Source organism: Bacillus sp. AFS073361, from assembly GCF_002567005.1.
Lineage (GTDB): Bacteria > Bacillota > Bacilli > Bacillales > Cytobacillaceae > Neobacillus.
The window spans coordinates 1-3544 of the sequence record NZ_NUZU01000072.1 but is presented as its reverse complement, the minus strand read 5'-3'; the positions used below and the strand labels follow the sequence as shown (position 1 = coordinate 3544).

Below are 3544 nucleotides of genomic sequence, written 5' to 3'. Positions count from 1 at the left end.
CTTATTGCAGTGGCCTCTATCTAATACATCTTTTTTGTCATTCATACGGAAACACCTCTTCTATTATTAGATTTGTATTTAAAGTATAATATAGTGTAGAATTAAAAAAAATACTCTATTATAAAAATATAAATAACGGTAAAATGTAAGTATAGAGAATGATATTGAGTCACTCTGTGAATGATTATTTTAAATTTAATAAATTAAATGATACTAATATTTAAAGTCGAGCTGCCATTCTAGGCGGCTTTTTTTCTTATTGTGCAAACGGGCAGTTAGTTCAACAAGCATTGGGCTGTCGGGGTATACGGAATTATTGATCTGTTTACGATTATATATAAAACAGAAAAACGGCTTTCAACTAACGAGCTTTATGAAATTAATGTTGTTTGTGGATAAATATACTTAAACTATATGGGTGCGATACTTCAAGAAGAAGTTCGCTAATTTTTCTTATTATATTATAATTATTGTGAATATTTATAATATGGAGGGAATCTATGGAACTTTCTAAGGAGTGGAATCTAGAAGATAGTGATTATATTAGAAAAAAGGTAATTGAATATAACCTTTCATTACTACCTGATGAAGTAAAACAATCATCTATAAAGGTTAGCCATATACTTAGAAATGATGAGGGAAAAATAGTTGGGGGGATTACGGGAACGATTTTCTGGTACCATCTACATATTGAGTATCTTTGGGTTGATTATTCATTAAGAGGAAAAGGATATGGAGAAGAGTTATTAAATCATATTGAAAAAACAGCTAAAGAAAATAATTGTAGGTTAATATTATTAGATACCTTTAGCTTCCAGGCACCAGACTTTTATAAGAAATGTGGATATAAGGTTATTGGTAAAGTTGAAGATCACCCAAAAGGATTTAACCAGTATTATTTTGAAAAAAAATTGACCTAACAATGTTGTTATAGGAAGTGAAAAATGTTTTTTTATTATTTAATGCTCATACTTGGAGTATTGTTTGTAGTAGGCTCAGCAATTTACTTCATTCTAATGTTTATTAACAAAGACTACCCGTTATTAGGAATAGGTAGATGCATTTTAACCTTTTTATTTGGTGTTTTACTTTTAGTTATCACTCTCCCAAGTTTAAAATATGTTGTGCTTAAGGACTATGATGTCGTCAGTGGGAAATGTGTGATCGAAATAGATTCATCAGGTCGTTCTTCAGAAGCGGACTTTAACATGCTTAATACAGATGAAGTGTTTAGCTTCAGAGATATTCCTCCATTGGATGCTTATGGAAAGTCAATCCCTTATTATTGTAAAGTTACAGTTACAAAAGACCATCAGTTTGAAGTTAGTTATAAAATATATGATGCTAAAACACAAAAGTTAATAGTAACAAGTAAATAGCCTTTGTTTACAGTTAAGTATTACCATAAAGTACATGAATAACTAAGGGAAAAGAGTTTAAGTGTCACTACTGTCCGAGCCCAGTTTTAGATTTAATTATTGGTGGGATGAAAAGGGGTAGACTGTTCAAAAAGAAGAAACCTGAATTTGGGAATTACTCTTACGGATATGGCTTTGATAAGGACGGCATGCTGCTTCGAGTAAAGGGTGTGAATGAGTTTACAACTCCAGACAGTAGATTTGACGAAGAGTATTTGATATACATTGATGAAATTGTTTATGGTTTAGAATTTGATAATTTGGGCGAGATAGTGGCGGTGTCCAAGTGCATTTACGAAAACGAAAAATTGGTGAAATATGAACGAAGTATTTGCGGTATGGAGAAATTTGCCGATCTTCATTATGAGGAATACACTTACGAAAGCGATAGGCTTTCCGAAGTGGGTTTGTGTTTTCACATTAATCCGCAAGTAGAACTGTATGATGAGGAAAGATTGAGTGTAGAGCACGATGAAGATGGCAATATCATTAGGTTAATCAGGATAAAATTGTTGATGGTAAAGCAGAGCAGTTTATATATAATGTTAAACCTCCCAAAAAATCGACTACACTAAAAAGATAACGGCATAGGGGTAGCTCAATACACAAAAAGAGATTAATTTGGTTTTTATAGGATTTTCTTATTAAACAAACGGGTACAAGAGTTTAAGATCCAGCCGCTATTTTTGGCGGCTTTCTCCTTGTGCTAACGGGCAGGTTAGCTTAAGAAGAAGTATTTAAATATCTCCCACTTTTTTACCGATTTATGGTAATGTTAAAATTGTGAATATTTATGGAGAATTAATATGTAATAGGGATTGTCCTCTTTCAATATTTTATGTCTTTTGTTCGCTTAGTTGTTCTATTTGTTATTATTTGATATGCCGTTAGGAGCTGATTTCAGAACGAAATTGGTTACAGATTGGATCAATGAGACTGCCGAGGGGGAAATGTGTCAATGAAAAAACGAGCACTTGGTCATAACGGTCCACTGGTTTCTGAGATTGGTCTCGGCTGTATGGGGATGTCATGGCTATATGATAATACTGAACGAAGCGAAAGTATTGCAACAATCCACGCAGCACTTGAAGAAGGCATTACACTCTTTGATACAGGAGATTTCTATGGCGATGGACACAATGAATTACTTCTACGTGAAGCATTCCAAGGCATCCAACGGGAAAATGCGTTCATTTCAGTAAAATTCGATGGCAAGCTCCACTCTCAGGGCAAGAGTCATCTAAAGAGTGATAACCACCCTCATACAGTAAAGAATTTCCTTGAGGATAGCCTACTGCGCTTAGGTGTTGAATACATCGATCTTTATCAACCAGGCACAGCCTGCATCGATCCCAACGTACCAATTGAAGAAACAGTTGGTGCAATTGCTGATATGGTAAAGAAGGGATATGTGCGTTACATTGGTCTTTCTGAAGTAGGAGTAGAAACAATTCGTCGCGCACACGCTGTACATCCTATTAGTTGGTTGCAAATGGAATACTCACTATTTAATCGGAGCATCGAATCAAATATCTTGCCAACTCTACGGGAATTAGGTATTTCGCTTTCCGCTTATGGTGTTCTCTCAAGAGGTTTATTGAGCGGTACATGGTCAAAAAATCGGGTTCTTAGTTTGGATGATAAACGCAGTAACGGTCCGCGGTTTACCAAGGGAAATATTGAAAAGAATTTAGCCCTTGTAGAGGCATTGCGTGAAATTGCTGAAGAAAAGCAAGCAACCATTGCACAAATTGCCATCGCATGGGTTTTATCCAAAGGTGAGGATGTTATCCCATTGATTGGTGCAAGAACGCAGTCACAACTTAATGTTTCACTCGGCGCAGTTGACCTGAACTTAAGTTCAGACGACCTTTTACGAATTGAAGAAACCGTACCTTCAGAACTTGTAGCTGGCGAATATTTCCCGGTACCACGGAAAAAATGGTTCTTCAACTAACGGATGCAAGAGTTAAAGATTGGGATGGCTGCGGCGATCCCTATTTTTATTGCACTAACTGGCAGTTTAGTTTAACAAGCTAAATTTGAAAAATAAGGGTGTGTATAGAGAAGGAATTTATGTTAAAGAATAAGAAAAAATCAGCTATTCAGTAAGCCCGAATTATAAA

4 protein-coding genes are annotated in these 3544 nt (G+C 35.2%); all 4 read left to right on the top strand.

All coding sequences use genetic code 11. From position 1 onward, the window contains the following. Positions 1 to 500 precede the first annotated feature (500 nt). The 4 genes from COJ96_RS25355 to COJ96_RS25340 all read left to right on the top strand — a co-directional run bounded on the left by COJ96_RS25355 (position 501) and on the right by COJ96_RS25340 (position 3375). A complete protein-coding gene (locus tag COJ96_RS25355; RefSeq protein WP_098576553.1) occupies positions 501 to 920 on the top strand; it encodes a GNAT family N-acetyltransferase in 420 nt (139 codons plus the stop codon). A 24-nt stretch (positions 921 to 944) separates the two neighbouring features. Then, positions 945 to 1379 (top strand): hypothetical protein, encoded by a 435-nt coding sequence (locus tag COJ96_RS25350; protein WP_098576552.1) that lies wholly within the window; start codon positions 945 to 947, stop codon positions 1377 to 1379. Positions 1380 to 1486: 107 nt separating this feature from the next. After that, complete coding sequence (locus COJ96_RS25345) at positions 1487 to 1993, top strand: hypothetical protein (RefSeq protein WP_098576551.1); 507 nt, start codon at positions 1487 to 1489, stop codon at positions 1991 to 1993. Positions 1994 to 2376: 383 nt separating this feature from the next. Continuing rightward, positions 2377 to 3375 (top strand): aldo/keto reductase, encoded by a 999-nt coding sequence (locus tag COJ96_RS25340; protein WP_098576550.1) that lies wholly within the window; start codon positions 2377 to 2379, stop codon positions 3373 to 3375. Positions 3376 to 3544: the final 169 nt, after the last annotated feature.

Bases quoted from the DNA above. Each gene is read 5' to 3' on its own strand.
- COJ96_RS25355 (WP_098576553.1), top strand. From the start codon at position 501: ATGGAACTTTCTAAGGAGTGGAATCTAGAAGATAGTGATTATATTAGA.
- COJ96_RS25350 (WP_098576552.1), top strand. From the start codon at position 945: ATGTTTTTTTATTATTTAATGCTCATACTTGGAGTATTGTTTGTAGTA.
- COJ96_RS25345 (WP_098576551.1), top strand. From the start codon at position 1,487: ATGAAAAGGGGTAGACTGTTCAAAAAGAAGAAACCTGAATTTGGGAAT.
- COJ96_RS25340 (WP_098576550.1), top strand. From the start codon at position 2,377: ATGAAAAAACGAGCACTTGGTCATAACGGTCCACTGGTTTCTGAGATT.